This window comes from Paenibacillus sabuli (genome assembly GCF_014705605.1).
GTDB lineage: Bacteria > Bacillota > Bacilli > Paenibacillales > Paenibacillaceae > Paenibacillus_D > Paenibacillus_D sabuli.
Map to the genome: position 1 here is coordinate 1 of NZ_JACXIZ010000024.1, position 25,183 is coordinate 25,183.

The following is a 25,183-nucleotide window of genomic DNA, read 5'->3' on the forward strand; positions in this document are numbered from 1 at the left end:
GGCAAGCGACGCAGCGGCCGAGGACGGAGGCGCGGCACCGCCCTTCGGGCACGCAAGGGGCGCCGCGCTGCGGGCAAGGGGCGCCGAAGCCGCACCGGAGCCCGCAGACAGGTGCTGCGACGCGGTCTGCCGCGCGAGCGCAAGCGCGCTGCGTAAAATACTGACCTGTGGAAGGTGACCTCTGATTATGAACGTGCTGACGATCCTTGGAACGCGCCCTGAAATCATTCGGCTCAGCCTCATCATCCGCAAGCTCGATCAGCTGGCGCACCGCCACGTGCTGGTGCATACCGGCCAAAATTTCACGACCACGCTCAGCCGCATTTTCTTCGACGAGCTGGGCGTAAGGCTGCCCGATTATTCGGCTAAAGGAAGAGAACAAACGCTGGGCAAGCAGCTGGCGGCGATGATGCGCCACATCGAACCGATTCTCGAGCGGGAGCGGCCCGACAAGGTGCTCGTGCTCGGGGATACGAACAGTGCGCTCAGCGCCGTGCTCGCGGAGCGCATGGGCATCCCCGTCGTGCATATGGAGGCGGGCAACCGCTGCTTCGATCTGGCTGTGCCGGAGGAGAAGAATCGGCGCGTCATCGACGCGATCTCGAGCATCAATATGCCCTACACGCGGCAGAGCAAGGAAAACCTGCTGCGCGAGGGTGTGCCGGTGCATCGGATCGTCGTCTCCGGCAATCCGATCTACGAGGTGCTGGAGCACTTCAAGCCGGCGATTGCGGCCAGCCCCATCCTGCGGCGGCTGCGGCTGCAGCCCAAGGATTATCTGCTGGTCACGATCCATCGGGCGGAGAATGTCGACCGCCCGGCACATCTGCGCGAGATTCTGGAGGGCTTGAATCTGACGGCGGCGCGCTTCGGACTGCGGCTGATCTGCAGCACGCACCCGCGCACCCGCTCCAAGCTCGCCGCTATGGGGATCGAAATGCATCCGCTCGTCGAATTCCACGAGCCGTTCGGGTTTTTCGACTTCGTGAAGCTGGAGGGTGAGGCGCGCTGCGTGCTGACCGACAGCGGCACGGTCCAGGAGGAATGCTGCTTGCTGCGCGTCCCGACGGTGACGGTGCGCCATACGACCGAGCGCCCGGAGACAGTCGATTGCGGCAGCAACATTGTCACCGGCGTTGCGGCGCGGCGCATTGCCGACGGCGTGGCGCTCATGACGGCGACGGCCGCCGATTGGTCCTGGCCGGAAGGCTATGCGGTGCCGGACGTGTCCGATCGCGTGGTACGATATTTGTTAGGGGGAAACGCGCATGTTTAGGAACAAGACGATACTGGTGACGGGCGGCACCGGCTCCTGGGGCAACGAGCTCGTGAAGCAGCTGCTTCCCCAACAGCCGAAAAAAATCATTGTCTTCTCGCGAAACGAGTCCTCCCAGGTGGCCATGAAGCGCTCGTTCGAGAACCACCGCCTCACCTTCTGCATCGGCGATATCCGTGATAAGGAGGCGTTGATCGACGCTTGCCGCGGGGTTGACTTTGTCTTCCATCTGGCGGCGCTCAAGCATGTGCCGGTGTGCGAGGACCAGCCGCTGGAGGCGCTCAAGACGAACGTCATCGGCACGCAAAACGTCATCGACGCCGCCATCGTGAATCGGGTGCGCAAGGTGGTCTATATCTCGACCGACAAGGCCGCCAATCCGTCCAACTTCTACGGTATGACCAAAGCGATCGGCGAGAAGCTGATCGTCTACGCCAATCTGCAAAGCGAATGGACCAAATTCGTCTGCGTGCGCGGCGGCAATGTGCTCGGAACGAACGGCAGCGTCATTCACTTGTTCATGAAGCAGATTCAGGAAGACAATCACGTCGGCATCACCGATCTGTCGATGACCCGCTTTTTCCTGACCATGGAGGAGGCGGTGGCACTGCTGCTGCAGGCGACGGAGGAAGGACGCGGCGGCGAAACGATCGTCATGCCGATGCCGACCTGCAAGATCGTCGATCTGGCGCAGGTACTGGTAGAGGCGCTGGGCAAAACAAATGTGGCGTTCAAGGAGCTGGGCGTCCGTCCCGGCGAAAAAATACACGAGATCCTGCTCTCCGACTATGAGAGTCAATATGCGGTCATGTACGAAAATCGCTACATTGTCATTCTGCCGCCGACGGAGATCCCGGGCCTGAAGGCGGCCTATGCCGGCTGTCCGTCCGTCCCGATGACCCGCTATTGCTCCAGCGAGTCGCTGATGACCAAGGCGGAGATCCGGCAGCTGCTCGTCAAGGGAGGCTTCCTCTCATGAAGCTGCTCGTACTCGGCGGCAACGGGATGGCGGGCCATGTGCTCGTGCGTTACCTCCGGACGCGTACGGCGCACCGCGTGCTGTGGACCTCGCGCGATCCGCACGATCGAGACGCTCTGCAACTGGACGTCGCCGATCCGGAGCGTGTGCTGCATCTGCTGGATGCGGCGGCGCCGGACGTGGTCGTCAATACGGTCGGCGTGCTGAATGCGGCGGCGGCGGACGATCCGCCGCAGGCGTATCGGATCAACGGGCTACTGCCTCACTTGCTGCGCGAGCGTATGAGTCGCAGCGGCGGCAAGGTCGTGCATATCAGCACGGACTGCGTATTCTCCGGGCAGCGCGGCGGGTATGCCGAGCACGACGATCCGGACGGCACGTCGGTCTATGCCCGCTCCAAGGCGCTGGGCGAAAGCCACGATAGCCGCCACCTGACGATCCGCACCTCGATCATCGGCCCCGAGATTCGTCCGGAGGGGATCGGCCTGATGCGCTGGTTCATGGCGCAGCGAGGGGAAGTGCGTGGTTATACACAGGTGATGTGGAACGGCGTCACGACGCTGGAGCTGGCCCAGGCCGTTCATCGCTATCTCGAGGCCGGCCTGGGCGGACTCGTCCACCTGACGGCGCCCGAAACGCTCAGCAAGCATGAGCTGCTGCAAAAAATGGCACATATCTGGAAGCGGGGCGAGGTGCGGCTGGTGCCGGATGACGAGGTGCGACTGGATCGCACCCTTGTCAATACGCGCCGCGACCTGCCGTATGCCGCTCCGGGCTACGACGAGATGCTGGAGGCGCTGCATACCTGGATGACCGCACCATGAGCGGGCGGCGTCCGGTCGTGCTGATTACCGGAGCGGCTGGCTTCGTGGGCCGTCATGCGTGTGCTTGGTTCGCGGCGCAAGGCTACGAGGTAGCCGCCCTTGTGCGCCGTGCAGGCAGCGCGCCGCAGGGGACGAGCGAGCTGCGCGGCGATCTGGACGACCCGCTCGCAGTGCGCGCGCTCGTCCGCGCAGCGCGGCCCGATTACGCGCTGCATCTGGCCGGCGCCAATGCGGTGCGGCGGTCGTGGGAGGAGCCGCTCGCCTATTTTCGGACGAATCTGATGGGCACGCTTCACCTGCTGGATGCGGTGCGCAGGAGCGGCCGCGCCTGCCGGGTGCTGGTCGTCGGTTCGCTGCTCGATGCGCCATCGGGGGATCCCGGCGCCGCGGCGCATCCGTACAGCCTCAGCAAGACGGTCCAGGCCGGCGTGTCGCTGGCCTGGGGCGGCTTGTTTGAGCAGGAGGTGCTGCTCGCGCAGCCCTCCAATCTGATCGGGCCGGGCGAGTCGGCCGGAATATGCGCGCTACTGGCCCGTTATGCCGCGGGACTGGAGCGGGGCGAGGCGCTGCCGCCGTTTCGGCTTTCCTCGCGCGGCGAGCCCCGCGACTATCTGGACGTGCGCGATGCGGTACGCGCGTGTGCGCGTTTGTTGCGAGAGGGACGTCCCGGTCTGGCTTATCCGATAGGGAGCGGCGCGATGCGCTCGCTCGGCGAGGTCTGCGACACGGTGGAGCGGCTCGCAAGGGTCCCGCTGCCGATCCGGATTACCGGCACCACTAGCCAGACACAGCCGGCGCGCCGCCCCGATCTGACACAGCTGCGCGCGCTGGGCTGGCGCCCGGAGATCCCGTTTGAACGATCCATTGCAGATACGCTTGAATATGCGCGTCGTGTCGTCTGAAGATAGCCGAACCAAGGAAGGGGGTGAATATCGGTGCTGCCTCTTGTTACGATTGTGATTCCGTTCTATAACTGCCCGTATGTGCAGCTAGCGATCGAGAGCGCCCTGGCGCAGACCTATCCCCATGTGGAGATCATCGTCGTGGACGACGGCTCGTGGAAGTACCGGCATCTGCTGCTGCCGTACAGCGATCGGGTGCGCATCATACGCAAGGGCAACGGCGGCACCGCGAGCGCGCTGAACGCCGGCATTCGCAGGGCGAATGGCGAGTATATCGCCTGGCTGAGCTCGGACGATCGATTCTATGCGGATAAGCTGGCCCGCCAGATGGGTTTCATGCTGACGCACGGCGCGAATGTTTCCTTCACCGATTACGATCTCGTCGATGGACATAATCGGATTACTCGCATTTCGGCCTCGCCCAAGTTCGGCACGGTCACGGCGTTCTATCGCTACTTGCTCAGCGGATGCCCGATCAACGGCTGTACGGTCATCCTCTCGAAGCGGCTGCTCGGGCAGGCCGGTCTCTTCAACGAACGCCTGCCGTTCACCCATGATTACGACCTGTGGCTGCGGATCATCCTGCAGCGCGAGGATTTTTACTTCCTGAATCATCGCACCGTCCAGTACCGCAAGCATGGCGGCGCCGGAAGCGTCAAGCATCAGTTCCGCATTCAGAAAGAGGCTCGCTTGACGCAGCGGCGCTATGCCTCGCGGCTGGAAGCGCTGATTGCGTCGCTCGAAAAGGAGGGGATTAGGTGAAGTTTACGTTTCCGATCTTGACGTTGTGCAAGGGAGGCGCGCAGCGCATGCTCGCCGAGATCGTCAACGGCTTGACGCAGAGAGGGCACGAGGTAGTCGTATTGATGCCGCTGGGCGGCGTCGTCGAATATCCGTTGCACGCGCGCCTCGTCTCCATCCGTCGCCACGAGCTGCGGGCGTCGGATTATCCGGTGGCGGATTACATCATCTCGAATTACTATCTGACTGTACCGTCCGCCAAAATCGCGAGTGCCCAAAAAAAAGGCAAGCATATTCGGCTAAGCCTGTGCTATGAGCCCGTCTTCCTGGCGGACAATCACATCTCGCTGCCCACCTACCATATGACCGACAAGCTGCTCGTGCTCTCGAGCTGGCAGCAGCAGTTGTTGCAGCTCTTGCACGGCATCCAGCCGCGCATTGTGCAGGTCGGCATTCGACCGATATTCCGCAATCTGAATATCCGAATCGGACGCAGGCGGCTGGTAATCGGGGCGATCGTGCGGATGCCGGAGGGCTTCGCGAGCCATCGCGATCAGCATTATCTCCTGGCGCAGCTGGAGCGCATTCGACAACTGTTCGCGCATGTCGATATTCATCTCATTACGCCGCCGGGCGAGCTGGCGGCCTCTCCGCAGCTTCAGCGTATTCAAGCGGAAGGAAAATTTCGCCTGTTCACGCCTGCGGGCGACGAAGAGCTGTGCCACTGCTACAATCATGCCGATATTTTCGTGACCTCTTCCTTTATTGAAACGGCGAATCTCCCCGGACTGGAGGCGATGCGCTGCGGATGCGCCTTGGTCGCGACGTATGCGGGAGGCAACACCGATTATGCCCGGCATATGCAAAATTGCCTGATGTCGTATCGGCATCAACATCTGCTGTTCTCCCAATTGGCGCTGCTCATCCGCAACACCGAGCTGCGGCACAGACTTGCCAGAGAAGGGGAGCGCGAGGCTGCCAAGTGGACATGGGAGCGCAGCCTGGCCCAGTTCGAGCAGGCCGTGCGTCAGCTGTAGTCGAAGACTGGAGAGGGGGGTTCGTATGAAGGGGGCTACCCTATGGTTCACGGGGCTGTCCGGCGCGGGCAAGACGACCGTCAGCCGGCTCGTGGCCCAAAAGCTCAGGGCGCGCGGCGGCGTTGCATTCGAAGTGCTGGACGGCGACGAGCTGCGCGCGCATGTCACTGCCGGAGCCGGCTTCGCGCGTGCGGACCGCGGATTGAATGTCCGCATTGCGGCTTACTTGGCCGGCATGCTTAATCGGCACGGCGTGCTCGTGCTGGCCTCATTTATCTCACCCTATCGCGCAGACCGCGACGCGTGCCGGCAAAGCATCTCGCAATTCGTCGAGATCTATGTGCGCTGCTCGCTGGACGTTTGTATTCGGCGTGACGTCAAGGGGCTGTATCGCAAGGCGCTGGATGGCAGCCTGCAGGCCTTCACCGGCATCTCCGATCCGTACGAGGCGCCGCTTGCGCCGGAGCTGGTGCTGGATACCGAGCGTGAGAGCGTCGAAGAGAGTGCGGACAAGGTCATTGCATATTTGGAGCAGCGCGGATACGTGTAACGGAAAAAAGTGAAAATGAACGATAAAATACGGGCTGCGGCGCCGATGGCGCCACAGCCCGTATTTGGCTTGCAAGTCGCCGGGAATACGGCTTGCTACCAGTTGAGATTTCGCTCGTATCCGAGCTGAATGAGGCGCAAGCCGGCGACGCGCTTGAAGGCGGCTTTTACCTCGGGGTCAAACGCGCTGCGCCAGTCGCCGATCTGACCGGAACGGAATGTCAGCGAGCGGCGCGGGTCGATGTTTTGCTCCATTCGATTCAGCCATTCTGCCTGGACATGCGGCTCGAGCCGGTTGTTTGTCCAATAATCGAGCACGGCGGAGAGGGTCTGGCGCCGGGACTGCGGCGAGCGGACGAGCTGCTCGTATGCGATGCGCAGCGTATGCTGCTCCCACGCCCAGCCGAGGAACGGGTCGAGCCACTGGCCGAAGTTGGGATAATTGTACCGTCCGTTCTTGACGCCGTTGATTATGGCGAGGTAGCGTTGCTTCGGCGTTTTGAGTTCCTGGCGCAGATGGTGCACGAGCGGATGATACGGATACTTGTACACAATAAAATGCACGTACGACACGACGATATCACGCGGGTCGCGAATGACAAACACCTGCTTGATGCCGAGCGTCCCCAACATGCTGCGCCATTCCGGCGAATAGTAGACGTGGCCGGTTGCAAATTGGCCCGGGGGCAGCTGCGCCAGCCGCGCATAGTTGGCTGCGTCGTCCTTGCGGTAGCCCTCGTAAAATTCATTTTTGGCTTCGGTCGAAATGTTCGGGATGCCGGTTAGCGCTTGCTTCATCAAGTGTGTGCCGCTCTTCGGTATAGAATTCAGCAGCAGCGGAGGAAGCGTCTGCATGTTCTCACCCCCTTTATCATACTGTATGAAAGCTTGGCCGTTCTCGCTTATGCGCATGCCGCGCGCCGGGAGGCAGCGCGCGCCGCTTTTTTTCGAATGTCTCGAAAAAAACTTACAGGGACGTATTCAAACCAAGCTCCGCCAGCATATTCATGAAGCGATGCGCGTACAAACGGGGGGAGAACTGCGACATGGCCCGTATTTCCGCATTGTCCCGAATACGCTTGCGCAGCTCTGCTCGGATCAACAGCTCGCGCGCTTCGCGTACTGCACCCATCAGATCGTCCTGCGCGAACAGCTTGCCGGTCTCATTGTGGGTAATGAAGCAGCGGACCCCGTCCGAATCGGAGGCCGCCACCGGACAACGGCAGCTCATCGCTTCGAGCACCGCATAACCGAATCCTTCCATTACGGAGGTGGAGCAGAGGAAGCCGCCCGAATCGCCGATGCGAGAGTAGTAATGGGCCATGCGCTCATGCGGAATATTGGCGTGTCGCACGAGCCGGGCATCCAGACGGAGCTGCTTGACACGAGCGTTAAAGTCGGCCTTCTCAAGCGATATCGTGTCGTCTTCGAACAGCCATATGTCAAGATTCTTGACAGTGGTCGTCAGGCAGGAGGCGATATTCAAAAACATGCGCCAGTTTTTATTCGGTTCGATGCGTCCGACCCATGCCATGATTGGCGCAGGCTGCGTTTTACCAGGGCGATAGGTGAATCGCTCGGTATCCAGACAGTTGTCGAAGCAAAAATGCTTTTTGGCCGGGTAGATCTCCCGAAACAGTGAAATCAAATGCCGCGTGTTCGGGTAAAGCAATCCGTTGGCATGAGCGGAAATAGCGGGTCGGGCTCTGAGCAAGTATTCCCGGGCGACGTTGTAGCCACCCAATCCCTGCGCTTCGTAAATCAGCAGCTTGGCATAGCCGAGCTCTCTTAAGCGGGGGAGCATGGCATGGTGGGAGGAGACGATGATGGCGTCGTAGTTTTCCCGGGTCAGCAAAGTGCGAATGCCGGCATCGGCATTGGTCACGTAGGTGGGGATTTTCTGGATGTTTTGCAGGCCGGTTCCGCTTTGCAGATAGAGCTGATGGCAGTGGACGCCGCGTACCTGAAGCGCTTTGCAGCGCTCTCGATTCAGGGTCTCCATCCCGCCGCTCGGGACGTAATAGATGAACAAGAGCTTCACAGTCTCACCTCTTCCGAACTGGATTACGATACCGTATGCGAAAGCAAGGCGATTTGCTTGTTCGTTCGCCGTGCGCGCGGGCGGCAGCAGCTCGAATTGCAGTGCAAATGTGCGGCGCGCAGCGAGGCGGTCGTCCAGACCATTTGCAAAAACGGTCATAGACTGGTCATAGGAAATTCAGTTCAAGGAGGCTTCGGGCATGGAAGAAAAGGTGTCGGTACTGATTCCGTTCTATAACGACCCGTATGTCGGGGAAGCCATCGCAAGCGCAGTGGCTCAGACCTGGAGCAACAAGGAGATCATTGTCATTGATGACGGCTCGGAGCATGCGCTTGACAAGCTGGACCCTTGGCGGGGCAGCGTACACGTAGTACAAAAGCCGAACGGCGGCACGGCAAGCGCGCTAAATGCAGGATTGGCTGTGGCGACCGGTGCGTACGTGGCCTGGCTGAGCTCCGACGACCGGTTTCATCCCGCGAAGTTGCAAAACCAGGTTCGTTTTATGCAGGCCTGCGGCGCTTCAATCAGCTTTACCGATTACAGCATCATCAACGTTGACGGCGAACAGCTCCATTCGACGGCAACGCCGCGCTTCCACAGCCAGGCGCATCTGCATGAATTTCTTTTGGAGGGCAATCCGGTCAACGGTTGTACGGTCGTCTGTCGCAGGGAGCTGTTCGATCGCATTGGCGCTTTTGATACTCAACTGCCCTATACGCATGACTACGATATGTGGCTGCGCGCGCTCATCTCGGGCTACGCGCTGCACTATCTGCACGAGCCGCTGACGGCCTACCGGCATCATCCGGGCATGGGGTCGATCCGCCATCGCGCCGATGCCGAGTTGGAGACAAAGGCGACGATGGCGCGCCACCGGACGAGGCTGCTGCTGCGTCTGGGCGCTTAGCCGGGCTCAGCGCACAGACTCGAGTGTCCAGCGCAGCACGACGGCGGCCTCTGTCAGACCCCCGCCGAAGCCGTACAGCAGCAGGGTATGGCCGGGTCGTACGCGCCCGTCGCGGACCCCTGCGTCCAGCGCCAGCGGAATCGAGGCGGCGGAGGTATTGCCGCAGTATTCGGCGCTGGTCAGCGTCCGCTCCGGCGATAGGCCGGAGCGCTCGCAGATCGCTTCGATCATGCGCAGATTGGCGCTGTGCGGCACGAACCAGTCGATATCGGCCTCGGACAAGCCCGTGCGGCCGAGCAGTTGGCCGATTCCCTTCGGCACCCGGGTCAGCGCCCATTTGTATACCTCGCGGCCTTCCTGGACGATGCAGCCGCTGGGCGTGACCGGAAGCCCGGCGATTGCGGGCGCCAGCGCCGAGCGATAGAGCAGGTGCGCTCCGGCGCCCTCGCTGCGTGCGAGCGTGCCGAGCATCGCCCCGGGAGATCCGGCCTCCATCAGGACGGCGCCTGCTCCGTCGCCGAACAGGATGCACGTCGTGCGGTCGGTGTAATCGGTAATTTTGGACAAGGTCTCGGCGCCGATGACAAGGATTTTGCGGTGCAGACCCGCAGCGATCAGACCGGAGGCGAGCTGGATGCCGGACTCGAAGCCGGCGCAGGCGGCCTGAAGGTCGGCGGCGCCGCAGCCCTGAATGCCGAATTCGCCCTGGACACGGGCGGCCATGCTCGGAAATACCGTATCCGGCGTGGAGGTGGCGACGAGGATATGTTCAACCTCCTCCAACGCCCCGGGATAGCGAGCGAGCAGGTCGCGCACCGCGCCGAAGCACAGATCGCTGCAATATTCATCCACCGCTGCAATCCGGCGTTCCCGGATACCGGTGCGCTTGATGATCCATTCGTCGCTGGTGTCGACGATGCGGCTCAGCTCATCATTGGTCAGAATGCGAGACGGCACATACGTGCCAATAGCAGTGATGCGGACATCGAGCGGTTGCGGTGCGTCTGTATGCACAGGGATCCCTCCAATTTGGGTATGGGCATCAGTAATAATATCAAGCAATAGTATAAAGTGATGGTATCAGGTATTAGTATCAGGTACTAATTGAAGTTTATAGCAACCGTTTGCGGGTGTCAATGGCCTCTTTTCGTGAGTGTCAATGGCTCCCTTTTCTCTGTTGCAAAGTAAGAGGCACATTCTGGGATAGTAGATTCGATGCCGGGGTACAGAGGGTGGAAATAATGGACAGAAGAAGGGTTTTGGTCGGGACCGGGCCGCCCGCCGTACCAGCACAACATGGCGGCAGGAGCAAAGGGCGTGCGGAGCAACGACGACTGCGAGGATGCCGTACGTGTCTATCGGAGATGCCTGGTTCATGCCGGGACAAGCTCGACATCATTGAAATCGGGTATCCGCAGGTGCTGGCCAATCTGCTGAGCAGTCCGGGCGACGACCTCTCGCCGCTGACCGGACGGGAGTTGGTAAGCCGGCACGTCAACAAGCTGTGGATGATGGCCGGGAATTGGGAAAACGGCGGACGCGGGGTGGAAAACAACTTTAGCCCGCAATCCGCGATCGCGTGTCGCGGGCGCTCGTGTCTGCGCGGACTGGCCGACGCCCATTACGTTCCTCGGCTGGGAGGTCGGCGACAACATTCGAACTGGCGGCACGCTCCCCGCCACAGGCGACATGGTCGGACAAGCGCTGCGGGACCACGGCTCTGCCGCAGGCCGAAGCTCATGGGATCCGATGCTGGTCCTGCTGGCCTGTCTGGGAGACGAGACGGAGGCCGGCTATCGCATCGTCGCAGGGAAGGCAAGCGTGGACCCGCACACGGGCGAGAATGCCTTTGCAGAGGAGCCGGGCGGCCTGCCTCTGTGCCGGCGCAGACCATGGGTTGATATGCCCCTTGGACGGGGCTTAGTCATCAGAATTACGCCTCGCGATCTGGCAGTGGGAGCCAGCGCAGCACGTCCTGGATGCTGGCGTCCCAATAGCTCCATTCATGCGCTCCCGGTCCCTCTTCGTAAGTCAGCGCAATGCCGAGCTCGGACGCGCGGGTGCGAAAGAGCTGGTTGTCCGCATACAGATAATCCTCGGTGCCGCAGCACTGATAGAGTCTGGGCAACTGCACGCCCTCCTCCGCTCTGCGCGCAAGCAGGGCCATCAGGTCGTCCTCCGAACCGGCGACCGAGCGCTCGCCGAAGATGAGCCGGTGATCGGCTGGAAATACCTCTTGCAGACGGGGCCCTGCAACGTTCAGCGCTCCGGACAAGGAGGCTGCCGCGGCGAACTTGTCCGGCTGGCGCAAGGCCCATTTCATCGCGCCGTATCCGCCCATGGAGAGGCCGGCCACATAACGGCGCGCGGGATCGGTCGCGATGCGGAGCATGGCAGAGGCAACCTGGGGCAGCTCCTCGCTCAGGAATGTCCAGTACCGGCCGCCGTACGCCATATCGGTATAGAAGCTGCGGTGGACCTGAGGCATGACGACCGCGAGCCCGAGCTCTTCCGCATAACGCTCGATCGAGGTGCGTCGCAGCCAGATGGTGTGGTTGTCGGACAAGCCGTGCAGCAAAAACAGTACAGGCGCGCCTGCGTTGTCGTCGCGACCTTCTTGATCGGCTGCCGGCTGAGGGACGATCGCCGTAAACTCCGTCTGAAATTCAAGCACATGCGAATAGAAGGCGCATTGCAATAAAGCCATCGTAATTACCTCCTTAATTAAACAAGCACTTGCATTGTACCATATTCTGTTGCATAAGTTCGCGAGCCTTGAAGCACCCTAGAAAACGAATCACACGAAATGTTGGAAAGGGTGGCTACGAAATGAAAAAACAGAAGCTGGTCTTGCTGTGCCTGCTCGCAACGCTGCTGTCGGTCGGTGCGCTCGGATGTGCGGCCGAAACGCAAGGCGGAGAAGGCAACAAGAATATCACAAACAACAGCGTGAAGAAGGATGCGAACGGCAACACGGTCATCGACAAGCGCTTCGCCGACGACAAGCGCAACGAAATGAACCGGATCGACGGCCGTCCGCAAAACGGTAACAACGTCGTCGGTACCCACGAGAACTATCGCATTGATATGGATGAAAAAGTCGCCGATCAAATTGCGGCCATGCCGGATGTCGACGGGGCATACGTCATGATGGGCGACCGAAATGCATACGTGGCTGTGATGATGAAGGAGAAAACAGGCGGCATGAAAAGCATGAGCAAATCCGATACGAGCGCTTCGGAGGATCAACTGGCGATGAACGATCGTCTGAAAAGCCGCATCGCCGGCCAAGTGAAAAAGCTGAAGCCTTCGATTGAAAATGTATACGTCTCTGCCAATCCGGAATTCGTGGACCGCATGACTGGCTACATGGACGAGGCGCGCGCCGGACATCCGGTTCAAGGGCTGCTCACGGAATTCAATGCTATGGCGGAGCGCATTTTTCCGCAAAATTTCGAGCGTTAAAGCGATGAGCGCACCTTGACGAATAGGGTAATATTTGGTATAAAAAAGAGAACGTTTGTTCTCTTTTTTATACTTTTTTTTGTTTACTCTTATTTTTGGAATGGGGGCAAGATATGCGTTTGGAGAAGCAAGTTCACATGTATAGCGTCGATACAGGCGCGTTTTTTTCGGAAGAAGAGGCGCGACTGCAGCGCCGGGTGACCAAAAACAAGCGCTTCAAAGCTGCGCTGGAGAAACGCCGCGAGGATCCGGAGCGTATCGCCGGCTCCGCAAGGCGCGCCGGGGAGCGCATCAAAAAGGCGACCGCGCTGCTAAAGCAAACTCTGGACAAGGGGAGCGGCGTTCGTGCGCTTCGCCCCGAACAACTGACGCCGCGTCATGTCGTCTCGTTATTTGAATCGACGCTCACGCGCACGCTGCAATTGGAGATTGATGCGCTGACTACGGATCTACTCATCGTGCAGACGTATTACTACGCTGTTTTGAGAGATTTGGTTTTTCACGGCTTTGACTATCTCGGCGAACATTATGTTTGCTTCACGGCCAGCGCCGGGCAGATTCGCACCAAAAAAACAATGTTTATTAAAGAAGCGCTGCTGAAGCGGCATCGGGCGGCTTTGATGTGCGGGCTGACAGTGGAGGACATCAATGCGCAAGGCGGTGTAAATGTCAATAAATATTTAGCCTATCTGGCGCTATGCAACAGCGCCACCGATCGGTGGGCGGACTTTGATATTGACCGGGCGATCGTCGTCGACGATTTTGAGACCGCAGTCGAAGCCACGGTCGACGCCATTGACGAAGGGACTTATAAGGTGACGCGAGAGCGGCGGCGTATTTCAATTAATCATACCGACGGCTGCGGCATGATCCTGCCCGGCTGCGCCGCAACGAGCCGGATGGTGCGTATGCCGTGGATCAAGGGACTGCTGGTGCCTTTCGCGTTCGACCGTTTCCTTCAGAATCATCCTCAGGCCGATTCTAAAGTAAAGGATATTTACGGGAGAACCTACGATCTGATTGCGGATCGAATCGAGATCGTATTTACGCGCAGCCAGTTCAAAATGTGGCCATTCTACCCCTCTTGGGACGCCTACAAGCAAGCCTTCAAGCGCTACGGCTGCCAAGCCGCAATTGGCAACGAAGAGGAAGAGGCCGGGCGCGATGCACATTTTAATTATCAGATGCTGCAGACGCTGGACGGTCTCGGGGAAGAGGAGCTGCGCCAAATGTGCGCCGCCACCAATACAAGAATTCGCCAAATCGGGAGCAGTCGCGAAACGATGCTGCGCGTGCTGGGCGCCGACCGTCATCGCGCCCGCAAGAACTACTACCAGCAGGCACTCACGATCTATCCCGAGCTGCTGGCGGACACCTACAGCCGCGAGGTGCTGAAGCAGGTGAAACGGGGGCTCGTGAAGCGGGCATGGGGCGGGAAAATTCGCATTGACGGCAAGCACACCTTCATTTGTCCCGATCTGTACGCCTTCTGCGAGCGTCTGCTGCTCGGGATCGAAGCGCCGCGCGGGCTGCTCGCGGACGGCGAAGTGTCCTGCAGTCTGTATCCCGACAAGCCCAAGCTGGACTGCTTGCGCAGCCCACATCTATACCGCGAGCATGCGGTGCGTCGCAATGTGGTCGATCAGGAGAAGAAGCGCTGGTTCATCACCCGGGGGCTGTACACCAGCTGCCACGATTCGATCAGCCTGCTGCTCATGTTCGATGCGGACGGCGATAAGAGCCTCGTCTGTGCGGAAGAGACCTTGATCCGGGCTGCCGAGCGGCAGATGCAGGATATCGTCCCGCTGCACTACCCGATGGGCAAGGCCCAGCCGTCCAGGCTGGAGCCCAAAACGATCTACGAAGGTCTGATTGCCGCGTATTCAGGCGGGAATATCGGCAAAATCAGCAACGACATAACAAAAATATGGAACAGTGCCGCGCCGGATCTCGACGTCATCAAATGGCTGTGCATGGAAAATAACTTCACCATTGATTATGCGAAGACGTTGTACAAGCCGGTTCGTCCGCCACGGATCGATGAACGGGTCAAAGCCTGCACGAGGGCACGGCCGCCGCACTTTTTTGTGTATGCCAAGGACAAGCGCGAGCAAGAGGTGGAGCCGGCCGGGGATCGCATTGTGGATCGGCTGCGCCGCACGATCGTCAATGCGAGACTCAATTTCAGCGCCGCCAATTTGGGGACATTTGATTATCGTCTGCTCAAGTACAAGCCGTCCGCCCCTGCCCGAGTCGATCCGCGGGTCGTCGACCGCTATGCCGAGCTCGACCGGCACAAGCGCTTCATGACAATGGAGCCGCTCGAGCAGGACAGCAGCGGCGATCACCTCTATGTGTACAAAGAGATTCGCCGCCAGTTGCTGGAGGTACAGCCGGATCTGGACATCGTGACGGACATGCTCGTGGATCATTTGTACAAGCATCAAAACAGCAGCTTCAAAACGACGCTCTGGTCCAGCTTTGGCGATGTGCTGGTACGCAACCTGCAGCGCAACGTCAAGCAAAAACTGACCGAAGGTTACATGGCTTGCATCGTATGCGGCAAACGCACGCCGCATACAAGCAACAATAAACGGCACTGCACGGCCTGCGCAGCTGAGGCGCGTCGGCGATATAAGGCGGAGAAAGCGAGGCAGTACCGGGCAGAACAAGCCAAGAAACGCATGGGAGATGCGTAGACAGGTTGAAAAGTGGGGAGATGCTTGTGCAGCAACGATTTGGAGAAGATTGAAATATTAATTTACAGAACATTTGTTCCGGTTTAAAGTAAATAATATTTACTACAAACGATTTTTACGTAATTCTACTAAATGTTGTTTAAGGGAACGCATCGTTCGTCGTCACTGGCGGATGATACGGATCAAATAAGGGGGAGCGGAACATGAACAAACAGGAAATGATCGGGGAGTTGGCCGCGCGAACAGGCTTGTCTAAGCGACATGCGGGGGCCTTTCTCGATTCGTATCAATCGCTTATCCTGGAGACTTTGAAAAAAGGCGAGAAAATCAAGCTCGTTCATTTCGGAACCTACGAGCCTGCGCAGCGCGCCGCCCGGCATCGGCACAATCCGCAGGCGCCTTCGCAAAAGGTACTCGTACCGGCCCATACCGTGCCGATCTTCAAATTCGCGAAATCGGTCAAATCGCGATTCAAGCAGTAGGGCTCAAGCGCCAACGAGGAGGTGATCGCCATGGCAACTGCAATGTAACCGCAAGCTCGGCAGAGGTGTGCGCGGCAAGTCCGATTCAGACGCCGGGACATGTGCTGTCCGGCAGCAACGACGCTCAAGGCGAAGCTTAGGCGAAATTTTAATAAAGGGCGGGGAGCCTGCGATGGAAATCAATCGCCTTTCACTGTTTTTAGGTCGCCCTCATAGACATGGTTCCGATATTCAGCTTCATTCTCCGACCATCGCGCAGATTGCGGAGGTAGGCGAGACGACTTATTACGTATACTTGACGCTGGCCTCATTCGATAAGGAGAAAATCTTGCTGCGGCTATTCCAGCTCCCAGGCGAGGACTATGCTCGTCTGGACGACGTCGCGGATTACGAGGTGCTGACCGGGCATCCGGCCATCCGGGGCCATCTGTGCACGGCGCTGTCGTTTTTTGCGCGGGAGGCGGTCGATTTCGATCCGGTCAAACGCTCGTTCACGGTGCGAGATCGGCCGCTGGCGACAGCGGACAACTACTCCAAGGTCGCGGCCCTGATCGCCACGCTGTGCGGGGTGGAGCAGCCGAGCGCCGCACCGAAGCTTAAAAACGCCCGTGCGCGCGAGCTGTTCGACAAATTGGCGCGGCTGCGTGAGACGCGCGGCAAAACGGCGGGCGATACACTGGAGCTTAAGGATTTGCTCTCCATTTTATGCGCAATGAACGGCAACGGCATCGACGTTTTTAATGTCGCGGAGCTGACGATCTATCAGGTGTATGAGCACTTCGAGCGGTTGAAGCTGAAGGAATCGCACAACCGGGTATTGCCTGTATGGGCGAACGGTCATCTGCGCGAGCACGACAAGCTGCCGGAGTGGATCAGTCGCACAAAGCTATAACAAAAATTTGAACAAGTACAGGGAGGAAAACAATATGGCAATGGATTTGGGACGTTACGGCTCGAGGGAAGTATTGAAGCTCCAAATGTTCGACGCGACGACGGAGAAGCCGCTGATGTACTTCGATTATGCCAACACGGTGTCGCAGGCATGGGCCGCGACGCGTGTCTATGCGAATGGTGCGGGCGCTCGCCGGATGGCGTGGGACGGCGACAAGCAGGAGACGCTGACGGTGGAAACGCAGGTGTTCACGATGCAGCATCTGGCACTCTTGGCGGGCGAGGAGATCAAAAGCGGCGCGGCCAACATCTACCGCTCCGAAATCCTCACGGTCATCGATGGGGGCAGCGGCGCCAAAACGGTGCAGCTGTCGAAGCCGGCGATCGGCGGCGCGGAAGCGGTAAGCGTGTTCGCGTATGTGAACGGCGTGCTGGCCGAGCCGCAGGACATCGAGACCGTGACGGGCTCGGATGTGGAGCTGGCGACCTCTGCAACCGTCGCGATCGGCGACGAGGTCGAGGTATACTACCAGTTCCAATCCGCGGCCTCGCATACGCTGCAATTCACAGCCAAGGGCTTCCCGAAATATGTCAAGCTCGTCGGCGACACGTTGTATCAGGACGAGGTGTCGGGCGAGGCGGTGGCCGCGCAGATTACCTACTACAAGGCGAAGCTGCAGCCGAACTTCACGCTTGCGATGAGCTCGAGCGGCGACCCGGCCTCGGTATCGCTCGTCTTCGATCTGTTCGCCCACAAGCTGGACGGCGTCGATGTGACGAGCGAGCTCGTGTTGTACGAAGAATAAAAAGGCCCGGCGTGCAAACGGAGCCGCCTGTGCCGAGGGCCAGTGTGCGCCGAGAGGGAGAGTGCACGGCTACAAGGGCTGTAAGCAGGGCGAGGGCTGTTGAACGGCTATGAAGGCTCAGTGCAAGGCGAAGGCTAGTGCGCCGCTTTCCGGTAAGTGGCACAGCACGTGCCGCTCGCTGGATCGGCGTCTGCCGGCAGCTGACACGGGGCGGCTTAGCGAAGGTGGGAACTGTAACGGTCACCAGCGGCGCTTAGCGCCGAAATTGGACACCTGTGCGGTTGTAACGGTCACCAGCGACGCTTAGCGGGCGTTTGCACTCCTCAGAAGGAGCAAAATCCTCGCTAAGCGTTCTCCTGGTCCGTTACACGTTGAAGAGAGCCAAAAAACTGCGCTAAGCGGCGCTCATGTCCATTTGAGACGGATCCATTACTGGAGGACCGCATGGATTAGTCTTCGGCGCGAAAGTTCACACAATCAGGAGGGAATGGACGAATGACAAAAACGCAAAAAAATCTGACGCTCGGCTATATTGAACGCCGGAACGATAGCGAATATCGTGAACACAGGCGGCTGAACCTGAATGACGAGGTTAAGCTCGATATCGCCCGGCGGTTCAAGCCGTCGGTTCGCGACGACGTCGTCGCGGACTACCTGGCGGCTATTCAAGACGCTGCGCAGCGCGGGCTGCCGCTCAGCGAGCGCGGGCTGCTGGCTGTGGCTGCGGCGCTGATCATCAAGCATTTCACTTCGCTGCGCACCAATGCGACCGGTTATGCCGAGCTGGCGACACTGCTGGCGAAGCTGCAGGACAGCGGATATCTGGAGCCGATTCTGGCGGCTTTTGATCCTGAGGAGCTGGAGCAGATGAACCGGCAGATTCAACGGGCGAACGAGCTGCTGACCGAGGAGCTGGAAAAGGCGGTCGCCTATCGGAGAGACGAAGGCGGTACAAGGACCGCGCAAACAGCAGGCGCTGAAGACGACGCGACGGACGTCCAGAACGCCAAAAGGAAGGTGCGCAGATGAAGCTGTACGGATATGAGCTGGAGCCGTTCATGGAATTCCTCTATGGCCTGAAGCTGATGGATCGTCAAAGCCGGATGCGCACACGTCTCTTGCGGTTGCTCGGCGAACGCCAGCATGAGCTGCAGCAGGATTACGCGGATCTGCTCGGGCACTATGCGGACAAGGACGCGGACGGCCGCATCCTGGAGGTCGAGACGGAGGACGGCGGCAAGGGCTGCCGCCTGCAGGATCCGGCGGCCTTTGAACAGGCGTACCGCGAGCTGCTGGAGGAGGAGCTGGTGATCGATGCGAGCGCCGAGCGGCTGGCGATGCTGGAGAGCGTGCGCGACGCGGTGCTCGGCTGCGGCATCGCCTTCGAAGGAGCGGCGGCCGTGCAGTACGACCGCTGGGCGGAGATTGTGGAGCAACTGGCAGACGCTTGCGATCAATAGCGAACGAGCTGACAGCTGGCGATCAGATGTCAGCTGATTTGGTATTGATGGAATGGATGGAGGGAAAGGAGCGGAGGATACGATGCCCAGGCGCGACCAACAGACACTTTACATTAGCGTAGATATGGACCAAGCGGACTCGGTTGTCCGTATTAACGAGAGCATTAAGCAACTGGAGCGCTCCGGCGCGCTGGAATTGCTGGCGCTCAGGGGCGTAATCGGACCGGAGCGGGTCAAGGTGGAGGCGCGTGATCCGCTGGAGGTGCTGCTGCCGCAATCCGGCAAGGTGTCGTCCGGCGCGGCGGCGGCTGGAGGTCTGATTGCTGGAGGCCGCGCTGCAGGCGGGGGGGAATTGGCGCAGCCTGCAAGCGGCACGTCGATCGATCTGTCCGCGATTGTCGGGAAGTTGCCGGGCCAGCTCGCCGACGGCATCGACCGGCTGAAGGCGATGAGCCAGGCCGCCGCCGAGGTCGGAGTGGAAATGCAGGAGGTCGGCGAGGTCGAGCTGCGTCAATGGGACACGAGCAGCCTGATCGCAGCGGGCGCGGCGCTGCAGGACATCGAGGCTGCGAGTCCGGAAGCGACGCTGCGGGGCATCGCTGCGGCGATTCGCGCGATGGCGGCGGAAAGCGCGGCCGGCACGAGCTGGCTGATGCAGCTCAGCCAGACGAATCGGGAGCTGTCCGCCTCGCTGACGGAGGTCGCGGCACAGCTGCGGGAGTCGCAGCGCGAGACGGAAGGCTTCAATGGCGAGTGGCTGGCGATCGTGACCAATGCCGTCACGGTTATTGCGGCAGTCGACGGCATGTCCCAGGCCATGCGGACTGCCCGTGCCGGCACGATCGCATTTAGCACCGCGCTGCGCGGACTCGTCGCCTCGACCGGGATCGGCCTGGCGATCGCAGGCGTAAGCGTCGCAGCCGAGCTGCTATGGAACGCCTTTGCCAAATCAAAGGATAAGGTAGACGAGACGGCAGAATCGTTGCAAATGCTGAATGAGACGACTGCCAGCGCGCAGCGCTTGGACGAGCTGACGCAGACCTACCAAACGCTAGCCAGCGCCGCGTCGTTGACAACGGAGCAAAAGCTCGAGCTCTCGCGCGTAGAGTCGGAGCTGCAGGCGAAGTATGGCCTTTCTTTGCAGAGTTTGAACGACGAGACGGGCGCTTACGAAAAAAATGCAGCGATGCTGGAAGAGAAAAACCGGCAGATGCAAGAAGAACTGCGTTTGCAGCGCGAAAAGCAATATTATGCGTTTGCCGCCGACGAGACGGATACGCGGGAAGACATTGCCTCGCAGTCCAAAAAAGCCGAGAAAGCGAGAAAAGATTTTGAAGAAGCGCAGGCCGCCCTTGACGAACTGGAGCGCAAGGCCAAGACAGGCGAAACTGCGATCATTGACTTTGATGACTGGCACTTTGAAATCGATACGAGCAACGGGCAATCCTTACAGCATATGCGCGAACAGCTTGCGGATTACTGGAGCTATACGCAAAAAGAATTCGAAGAAGGCAGCTCCAAGCTGGAAGCTTCCATTGCATACGCCTCCGAAAGCATCAACGGCAGGTTTCAAAATTATGTGAGCGAGATGGAGGACGGGGGAGCCGAGCTCGAACCGGTCACACGAAAGCTGTTTGAAGTGCTGGCCATGGCAGATGCGCGCGACAATCTTGGTATTGATCGCTCGCAGTTAAGCGAAGTCTTTGAAATCCTGAACGATGCCAAAATCGATTCGTTGGAGGATGCAGAGGCGGCATTAAAGCGTTTGCCGGTACAACTCTCGCTTACTGCCGACGAGGTTCAGGTGTTAAAACATGCATTCGCGAATTTAAAGGCAGACGAAGACGCCCAAAAAACCGTAGATGCATTTGCCGCTCTGCAGGAAGAAAGCAACGCCTTCATCTCCGAAGTGGACGAGCTTGGGGCGGCCTACCGCAAACTGCAAAATGGCGAACAATTATCGTTGGAGACGATGCTGAAGCTGATCGATCAACATCCGCTTTTCGCAAAATATTTGGCGGAAAATAACGGCATCATCAGGGATAAGGGTGAATTGCTCGAAACGATCGCAAATATTGAACGATTAAACTTGCTTAAAACGAAACAGAATCTGCTTGATGAAAATAAGGCAACGCTCGAAGCTTTGAATGCCAAGCGAGATCTGTATCGGCAATTCTACGAAAAAATGCCTAATTTCGTACAAGAAAAGCTTAATCTAATGGGCATCGACGGGCTGACAGATGAAGAGCAGAAGGAAAGAGATAGGCTCATCGCACAAAATGAAGCGCTTGAAGCTCAAGTTGCTGCTTTAAAAAAACCGATTGTATTTACAATTGGGAGCGGAGGCAGCACAGGCGGAGGCTCGAATGGCGGTGGGGGCGGAAGCGACCCCGAACGGGACCATATCGATCCAACCGAGGCGCGTATCCGAGCGATCAACGAAGCGGCGCAAGAACAGCGCATCGCTAACGAAGTGCATGCAAGACTGCTGGAAAAAGCTCGGTCTGAAAAGGAATATGCCGAGGCGATTAACCAGACGACGAAGCAAGTTGCCGGGCAAACGAAGGAGATTGACTTGCTCGGAAAAGCCAACGCCAGGTTGGAAGCGGAACGAAACAGCGCCTTGCAAAATAGCGGGTACAGCATCGCTCAAATGGAGAGCTGGTTCGACAGTCAAGGGGAAGAGACGGAGACGTATCTGGCCTTGTACAACCGCCTTGGACCCGAAGCGCAAAAAAATCTCGGCGGCCTGCTGGACAAACTAAAGCTCTATAACGAGGCAATCGCCGACAACCGGGAAGCGCAGCAAGCGCTGGCGGAAGAAATCATCGAAAGCGCCGGAGCAATTGAAGAAGCCTATCGAGATATGCGCGAGGCGCTGAGCGAGCAGGGTGCTTCCCAGCGGGATAAGCTGAATCGTCAGGTCGGGTATATGGGCGAAATCGATACGGCTGAAGAGGCCGGCAAAAAGGCGCGGTATGCGGAAGCGATCGGACATTCGTTGCGCGCAGAGCAAAATCAATATTTTCGAATGATGAAGGAGATGCGTGCCGAACTGGGCAAGGCGGATCTGTCGGAGGCATTGCGTCAGAGCTATGAGCGTGCATACAAGGCGGCGGCGGACGCCTACAATGTCATAAATGCAGAGATTATCGACCAAGCCTATTCCCTCGGAAGGCTGCAGGGCGAAGCGTCCGCTATCGGCTTCCAAGAAGCCTACGACGAGAACGTCCGCGCCCGCTCGGAGCTCGGGCTGACGCCGCAAGATCGGGAGCAAGATCTGCTGCTCTCCAATGCGATAAGCCATGACACGGAAGCGGCGATTACGAAAACGAAGCGCGTCATCACCGAGCTGGAGCGAAAAAAGACGCTGGACAACGACGCCGTAGAAGCTGCTCGTGTGGACGCCAAGCTAAGCGAAGAACGAAACAACCTGGAAGCGCTGGAAGCGCGCTTGCTGGCCGAAACCAATCGCGCGATCGAGCAGAAGCATAAGGGAATGGAAGAAGTCGACCATCAGTTGGACATGTCCATCGCCAGGCAGGCGCTGCACGAAAAAGGAACAGCGGCCTACAATCAGGAGGCCGGGCGTCAGCTCGAGCTGTATGCCGAGCAAAAACGGATGCTGCAGGAGATGGTCTGGTGGGCGGAGATGATGCTGACCCGGCAGAATCTGACGAACGAGCAGCGCGAGGCCTATACGGCGGTGCTGCAGTCCAATCGCAAGGCGATCCTGGATGTGGATCGCTCGATGCAGGGCACCGTCCGGACGCTGGAGGACACCAGCAACGCCTGGAAAAAGAATGTGGCCGACTCGGCCAAAGAAGCGATGACGCTGCTGGAGGACTACTACCGGCGCCAGGGCGAGCTGGCCCGGGAAGCCCTGGATGAGGAACTGGATGCGTATCGCCAGTGGGTGGGCGCCAGGCGCAAGCTGCTGGATCGTACGAGCGAGCAGGAGGACTTCCACAAGCAACGCGAGCGATTGCAAGCGGACGAGTTGGAGCTGCAGCAGAAGATCGACGCGCGCATGCTCGACGACAGCTGGCAGGGCAAGGCCGAGCGCGAGCAATTGGAAAAAGAGCTGGCAGCCAAAAAAGAGGAGCTGGCGGAGCTGGAGCTGCAGCGCAATCGGCAGCTGCGTCGGGACAATTACGACGATCTGCTGGAAGCCAAGGAAAAGGAAGTGGAAGCGGAAAAGGCGGCCGCCGAACAAAAGTGGCAGCAGGACCTGGAGCGCGATGTCTACTATAGCGGATTGAAGGAAGCGCTGCTGCAAAACAATGCCGACCGAATGGCTGGAATCTTGCAGCAATTCTCAGTCCATGTGCAGGGGTATATGGATCAGGTCGGGCAGAGCATCGATGCCAATCTGATCGCGAAGCTCAAGCTCGTGGAAGACCTGCAGGGCTTCGGGGGATCGATCGAGCAATTGCTGCGCGAGAAGCCGGCCGACTATGAGCTGCCGGCAGAGAACCCGAAGGCCGTGGACATCTGGGGCGTGCCCTTGCGAGGGGAGGATGCCTCGGAGGTGCAAGCGGATTACGCCAGGTACCTGCGCAACAAGCAGGAGGCGGAAGCGCTCGGAAATGCCAAGCATCCGCGCTTTCAGTCGCTTAAAGCCGAGAACGACAGCCTGCGCGCGAAATACAACTTCCCGGATCTGGACTATCAATCGATGCTGGAGCTCGGGTTGTACGGAATGGGTGAAGCCGGTGTGCCGACAGCAGCCGGAGCAAGCGGCGTCTGGAGCCAGTTGAAAGACAAGCCTATCGAAATTGGAAGCCAGCTGGTCTCGTCGCTAATCAGCGCTGTGACGGCTCAGTTCCGTCTTCCCGAGCTGCAGCGGGCCGAGCCTGGCGCGACGAACTATTACCTTAGCGCACCAGTTACGCTATCGGACGGACGGGAATCCGATGCGGTGCGTTTCGTGAATACCATTTTCGATACGATTAAACGAAAGGAACACTAGCGCAGGCTGATCGTTAAAGAGAAAGGAGGAAATCGAATGTCGATGCATGGCAGCTTGCATTTTACATTCAACGGGGAATCCAGCCGTCAATACGGCGTCGTGCTCGCGACGATCGGCGGGGGCCTGTTATCCGAGCCGTTTTTGCCGAATACGTCGCTGCTGGAGGAGCGCATTCGAGGGCGGCATCACGTCTATCCGACGGGGACCGCCTACGATCCATTGGAATTTACGCTCTCTCTGGCCTTTGAGGAGGAAGCGAGCCCCGAACGCTTGCGCCGTCTGGCGGCCTGGCTCCGTTCGAGCCGCTACGCCCCGCTTGTTTTTGAGGACAAGCCGACGCATGTGTACTGGTGCCAGCCGGTCAAGGATGCTGCTTTTCAGCACAACGGCAGGGGGAGCGGCTATGTCACGGTATCGTTTCGCTGCAATGCGCCTTGGGCGTTTACACCGGTCTACACACAGGCCAGACAGTTTGCGGACAATACGGTGCAAGGGACGGACTACGTGTTTGAGAACAACGGCGATGCGGCGGTATTTCCGATCATGGCGGTTCATCTCCTCGAAGGCAGCGGGTTCAAGCTGGTGAATACGTCCAACAAGGGTGAATATTTCGAGCTGCAGGACCTTGCGCCGGATGAGAAGCTGGTGATCGATCATGAGACCAAGGATATTCGGAGCGATCTGCCGCAGGTATATCGCTACCGCAATCGTACGGCGGGCAGTCGTTTTATGCGCATGCTGCCCGGTGCCAATCATCTTAAAATCTACGGGCACATCCAATTGACGATGACGTGTCAAGCGCCGTTGCTTGGATAGGAGGGGCAACCAATATGATGGACGATTCGATCGAACCGTTGAAGCCGGAGCTTGTGCTCTGCAAGCCGGACCGTACGGAAATCGCGATTCTCGAGGAAGCGTATCAGATCAAGCATCACGCCAAACTGGGCAGCATCACGCTGCTGTCGTTCAGTCTGCCGCTGCGCCGGCTGGTCCGTCAGCAGTGGAAGGTCAACGACCATATCGGTCTGCTGCGAGAGCGTCAGCTGGTCAAGTTTCAGTCAGGAAGCTTCACAGAATACGCCATTATCCAAAAAATCATTACGCGCCACGACGATGCAGCCGACGCCGTAGAGGTGGAGTGCTCGGGCCTGC

21 protein-coding genes and 1 pseudogene are annotated in these 25,183 nt (G+C 59.1%); 18 read left to right on the forward strand and 4 right to left on the reverse strand.

Translation table 11 applies throughout. The features are described from left to right. Nucleotides 1-187: 187 nt before the first annotated feature. From wecB to cysC, 7 genes are read left to right on the forward strand one after another with little or no spacing between them, the layout of a single operon-like run. Entirely contained in the window at nt 188-1,276 is a 1,089-nt protein-coding gene (gene wecB / locus IDH44_RS14570; protein ID WP_190918847.1) for a non-hydrolyzing UDP-N-acetylglucosamine 2-epimerase, read from the forward strand. Further along, nucleotides 1,269-2,255 carry a polysaccharide biosynthesis protein gene (locus IDH44_RS14575; RefSeq protein ID WP_190918850.1) on the forward strand — a complete coding sequence of 329 codons (987 nt, stop codon included), beginning with the start codon at nt 1,269-1,271 and terminating at the stop codon, nt 2,253-2,255. Before wecB ends, IDH44_RS14575 begins: the two co-directional genes overlap by 8 nt. Further along, a complete protein-coding gene (locus tag IDH44_RS14580) occupies nt 2,252-3,079 on the forward strand; it encodes an SDR family oxidoreductase (protein ID WP_190918852.1) in 828 nt (275 codons plus the stop codon). The genes IDH44_RS14575 and IDH44_RS14580 overlap by 4 nt, the downstream gene beginning before the upstream one ends. Continuing rightward, a complete protein-coding gene (locus IDH44_RS14585; RefSeq protein ID WP_190918854.1) occupies nt 3,076-3,981 on the forward strand; it encodes an NAD-dependent epimerase/dehydratase family protein in 906 nt (301 codons plus the stop codon). Before IDH44_RS14580 ends, IDH44_RS14585 begins: the two co-directional genes overlap by 4 nt. A gap of 33 nt (nt 3,982-4,014) precedes the next feature. Beyond that, on the forward strand, nt 4,015-4,743 hold the full coding sequence (locus IDH44_RS14590; RefSeq protein ID WP_190918858.1) for a glycosyltransferase: 729 nt from the start codon (nt 4,015-4,017) through the stop codon (nt 4,741-4,743). After that, the gene (locus IDH44_RS14595; RefSeq protein WP_190918860.1) at nt 4,740-5,759 is read left to right on the forward strand and encodes a glycosyltransferase family 4 protein; all 1,020 of its coding nucleotides are present in this window, start codon (nt 4,740-4,742) and stop codon (nt 5,757-5,759) included. Before IDH44_RS14590 ends, IDH44_RS14595 begins: the two co-directional genes overlap by 4 nt. Before the next feature lie 25 nt (nt 5,760-5,784). Continuing rightward, complete coding sequence (gene cysC / locus IDH44_RS14600; protein ID WP_190918862.1) at nt 5,785-6,309, forward strand: adenylyl-sulfate kinase; 525 nt, start codon at nt 5,785-5,787, stop codon at nt 6,307-6,309. Between the two features lie 95 nt (nt 6,310-6,404). Here the strand turns inward: cysC and IDH44_RS14605 are convergent, their stop codons facing one another. Both IDH44_RS14605 and IDH44_RS14610 read right to left on the reverse strand, forming a co-directional pair. After that, nucleotides 6,405-7,163, reverse strand: coding sequence for a sulfotransferase domain-containing protein (locus IDH44_RS14605; protein ID WP_190918864.1), 759 nt, complete (start codon nt 7,161-7,163; stop codon nt 6,405-6,407). A 112-nt stretch (nt 7,164-7,275) separates the two neighbouring features. Beyond that, nucleotides 7,276-8,349 (reverse strand): glycosyltransferase family 4 protein, encoded by a 1,074-nt coding sequence (locus IDH44_RS14610; RefSeq protein WP_317890189.1) that lies wholly within the window; start codon nt 8,347-8,349, stop codon nt 7,276-7,278. Between the two features lie 199 nt (nt 8,350-8,548). Between IDH44_RS14610 and IDH44_RS14615 the strand changes: the two genes are divergently transcribed. After that, the gene (locus IDH44_RS14615; RefSeq protein WP_190918866.1) at nt 8,549-9,256 is read left to right on the forward strand and encodes a glycosyltransferase family 2 protein; all 708 of its coding nucleotides are present in this window, start codon (nt 8,549-8,551) and stop codon (nt 9,254-9,256) included. A gap of 6 nt (nt 9,257-9,262) precedes the next feature. Here the strand turns inward: IDH44_RS14615 and IDH44_RS14620 are convergent, their stop codons facing one another. After that, entirely contained in the window at nt 9,263-10,270 is a 1,008-nt protein-coding gene (locus IDH44_RS14620) for a ketoacyl-ACP synthase III (RefSeq protein ID WP_190918868.1), read from the reverse strand. 919 nt (nt 10,271-11,189) lie between these two features. Next, entirely contained in the window at nt 11,190-11,963 is a 774-nt protein-coding gene (locus tag IDH44_RS14625; RefSeq protein ID WP_190918870.1) for an alpha/beta hydrolase, read from the reverse strand. Between the two features lie 122 nt (nt 11,964-12,085). Between IDH44_RS14625 and IDH44_RS14630 the strand changes: the two genes are divergently transcribed. From IDH44_RS14630 to IDH44_RS27535, 10 genes and pseudogenes are all read left to right on the forward strand, one after another. Next, nucleotides 12,086-12,721 carry a YhcN/YlaJ family sporulation lipoprotein gene (locus tag IDH44_RS14630; RefSeq protein ID WP_190918872.1) on the forward strand — a complete coding sequence of 212 codons (636 nt, stop codon included), beginning with the start codon at nt 12,086-12,088 and terminating at the stop codon, nt 12,719-12,721. A 137-nt stretch (nt 12,722-12,858) separates the two neighbouring features. Next, on the forward strand, nt 12,859-15,420 hold the full coding sequence (locus IDH44_RS14635; RefSeq protein WP_223869690.1) for an RNA dependent RNA polymerase: 2,562 nt from the start codon (nt 12,859-12,861) through the stop codon (nt 15,418-15,420). A gap of 203 nt (nt 15,421-15,623) precedes the next feature. Continuing rightward, nucleotides 15,624-15,902 carry an HU family DNA-binding protein gene (locus IDH44_RS14640; RefSeq protein ID WP_190918874.1) on the forward strand — a complete coding sequence of 93 codons (279 nt, stop codon included), beginning with the start codon at nt 15,624-15,626 and terminating at the stop codon, nt 15,900-15,902. Between the two features lie 328 nt (nt 15,903-16,230). Then, nucleotides 16,231-16,794, forward strand: a complete 564-nt coding sequence (locus IDH44_RS14645; RefSeq protein ID WP_190918875.1) for a hypothetical protein — start codon at nt 16,231-16,233, stop codon at nt 16,792-16,794. A 34-nt stretch (nt 16,795-16,828) separates the two neighbouring features. Further along, on the forward strand, nt 16,829-17,599 hold the full coding sequence (locus IDH44_RS14650) for a hypothetical protein (protein WP_223869691.1): 771 nt from the start codon (nt 16,829-16,831) through the stop codon (nt 17,597-17,599). 495 nt (nt 17,600-18,094) lie between these two features. Then, nucleotides 18,095-18,628 (forward strand): hypothetical protein, encoded by a 534-nt coding sequence (locus tag IDH44_RS14655; protein ID WP_190918877.1) that lies wholly within the window; start codon nt 18,095-18,097, stop codon nt 18,626-18,628. Further along, a complete protein-coding gene (locus tag IDH44_RS14660) occupies nt 18,625-19,059 on the forward strand; it encodes a DUF1617 family protein (RefSeq protein WP_190918878.1) in 435 nt (144 codons plus the stop codon). Before IDH44_RS14655 ends, IDH44_RS14660 begins: the two co-directional genes overlap by 4 nt. An 82-nt stretch (nt 19,060-19,141) precedes the next feature. Beyond that, complete coding sequence (locus tag IDH44_RS14665) at nt 19,142-24,031, forward strand: YlbF family regulator (protein WP_190918880.1); 4,890 nt, start codon at nt 19,142-19,144, stop codon at nt 24,029-24,031. 36 nt (nt 24,032-24,067) lie between these two features. Beyond that, the gene (locus IDH44_RS14670; protein WP_190918881.1) at nt 24,068-24,847 is read left to right on the forward strand and encodes a distal tail protein Dit; all 780 of its coding nucleotides are present in this window, start codon (nt 24,068-24,070) and stop codon (nt 24,845-24,847) included. A gap of 17 nt (nt 24,848-24,864) precedes the next feature. Then, nucleotides 24,865-25,161: pseudogene (locus IDH44_RS27535) on the forward strand (hypothetical protein); the annotation flags it as partial. Nucleotides 25,162-25,183: the final 22 nt, after the last annotated feature.